The sequence below is a fragment of the Mesorhizobium sp. M7A.F.Ca.US.005.03.2.1 genome (assembly GCF_003997795.1).
Taxonomy (GTDB): Bacteria; Pseudomonadota; Alphaproteobacteria; order Rhizobiales; family Rhizobiaceae; genus Mesorhizobium; species Mesorhizobium ciceri.
Genome location: NZ_RZRP01000951.1, coordinates 1 through 2,229 on the forward strand (window position 1 = coordinate 1; position 2,229 = coordinate 2,229).

At 61.7% G+C, this 2,229-nt stretch carries 3 protein-coding genes; all 3 read left to right on the top strand.

Annotation, left to right across the window (positions count from 1 at the left end; translation table 11 throughout):
• Positions 1-385, top strand: a 385-nt coding sequence (locus tag EN991_RS33055) for a flotillin domain-containing protein (RefSeq protein WP_281058834.1), incomplete at its 5' end; no start/stop codon positions are given.
• A gap of 28 nt (positions 386-413) precedes the next feature.
• The gene (locus tag EN991_RS33060; protein ID WP_127370315.1) at positions 414-878 is read left to right on the top strand and encodes a hypothetical protein; all 465 of its coding nucleotides are present in this window, start codon (positions 414-416) and stop codon (positions 876-878) included.
• Positions 875-2,229 (top strand): hypothetical protein (locus EN991_RS33065; RefSeq protein WP_164769552.1); only part of this gene is annotated, 1,355 nt, incomplete at its 3' end. The genes EN991_RS33060 and EN991_RS33065, both read left to right, overlap by 4 nt.

Below are 2,229 nucleotides of genomic sequence, written 5' to 3' on the forward strand. Positions count from 1 at the left end.
GTGTATGCTCAACGAGTCCGAAAACACCCGTTCGGATGCCAGCAGACGCAGTGCCATCTACGAAAACCTCGTCAGCAATCTGCCAAGCATCATCCGCGAGACAGTCAAGCCGATGGAAAACATCGAATCGATCAAGATACTCCAGGTCGACGGCCTGCCGGGCCTCAACAGCCCGTCCGAAATGGGTGGCGGCGATGGCGGCTCGGGCGGCGGCAACATGACGGATCGCGTTGTCAATTCCGCTATGAAATATCGCACCCAGGTCGCCTTCGTCGACGGTCTCATGAAGGACCTGGGACTGCCGATCGAGAACCTCGGAAGCGCCGGCGGCATGTCGTTCCGCAACTTCCAGGGTTCGGATGCGCCGAAGGACAAGGACGACTGAGCGCGTACGAAACTAGCGAGAGCAACCGATGACCCCGCTCGGCAAACACGAAGCGCTGGACCGACACGCCTTGGTCATGGCCTGCTGGTTGGCAGTGGCCTTGCCCGCCGCGATCCTGTTTGAGTATGGATTTGGCCGCGGCGGAACACCCTATATCCTTGCCGGGTTCGCGGCCATTCTGGCGGGCTTTGTCGCTCACGTGATCGTCAATGTGGTCTACGGGACGGGTTTCTCGCCCCGAGAACTAGGGCTCGGCCTGGTCATCTACGGACTCGCGCTTGTGTTGTTCGTTGTTCTGTCGCTGGTCAGCGCGCCATTTGCCGCGCACAACTTCTTGCCGCTGAGCATCGGTTTTATCACAACGGGGGTCGTGGTCGTTTTCTACATGATCACCCGGTACGGGGCACGGCAGGCCTTCGAAGCGTTCGACGTTATCCGGGACTTCCGCTCGGATGACCGAGATTCAAAACGCGCGCCGGGAGACCATATATGACCCCGCTCTTGGTTTCCGTGCTCGGCATCGTCGCGGTCCTGGGCCTTTACCTTGCGACCATCAGCGGCCGTCACGCCCAGCAACCCGGTGATTTCGTCGACGCAGGCCTGGCATTGCCGCCATGGGTGATCATCTTCGCCGGCGCCGGCATTACCTTGGCCAGCCTCAGCCTTCCCGATCATCTGCTTTTGCTCGCCACCTTCGGCCTTCAATACAACCAGGTCGCAGTCGGTCTCATCTGTATCGCCCTTTGCGCTGCCATCACGCAGAAGCGGGTTTGGCTTGCCGCCCGGCTGACCTCGCTGCGCACGCTTGGTGACCTGCTGGGCGATTACTTCGGCAGCACGACGCTTCGCATCTATTTGCTGTTCGTGCTGTTCCTTTTCAGCGTCCCCTTTGCGGCGATGTGCCTGTCTCAGGCGGGTGCCTTGGTGAGCGGCGCGACCGCCAACGACGTTCCGTCCAGTCTCGCAATCTGGTCAATCGCATTCGTCCTGTTCCTCTGCAGCGTGATCGGAGGCTGGCGCGGGATTGCCTATCTTGTCGCCGCCCAGTCCCTGCTGGTCCTGGCTCTCATAATCTTTTTCGGCGGATTCACCGGCTTTGCGCTCCACAAATTGGCATTCGCCGCCAACGGGATTGGAACAGCCAGCGGCGTGCTGCCGGACAAGATCCCGGGCGTAATCCAGTTTAGCGCCGGCATTGGCAAAGAGCTGCCGGCCGGGGGGCTCTGGACCACCTTCGCGGGACTGACGTTCGCCCTGTCTCTGGGCGGCATCGCGATCAGTCCCGGCTTCAGCTTTCTGGGCGTGACAAGTGCGCCGCGCCGCGGCCTTGCATTTGGCCAGGTCTGGATGATCGCGGGACTCGCGGCTGGCGCCCTGATCCTGATCGGGCCGGTTCTGGCTGCGGAGATTGCGGCCAGTGGCTCGCTGACAGCCTTCACGACACGGCTGGCAACGCTCGATCCGATGGTGGCAGTGGGCTTTACAGTCCTTCTGGTCGCATCGGGCCAGATCGCGGTCGCATTCTTTGCCGGATCCGGTGCATCGGTCTGCACTATCGAGCTGACATCACGCTACATCATCCCGGGCATGGACCAGCGTTCGATGCGGTTTGCCGCGCGGGTGACCTTGGCGCTCGTCTACGGAGCTGTCGCTGCCGTCGCGAGCTATGCGCCCCTCAGCGCGACAATCTTCTCCTCCCTCACGCTCAGCCTATCCATGCAGCTGCTGCCTGCGGTGCTCGGCCTATGCTGGGTGCGCTGGATCAGCCGCAGCGGTGTTCTGGCCGGTCTGATTGTCGGAAGCCTTTGCGTGGTGTTCACCGAGAGCTTTGGACTGGTGTTGTT

Coding starts and splice junctions, on each gene's coding strand:
- EN991_RS33060 (WP_127370315.1), top strand. CDS start 414: ATGACCCCGCTCGGCAAACACGAAGCGCTGGACCGACACGCCTTGGTC.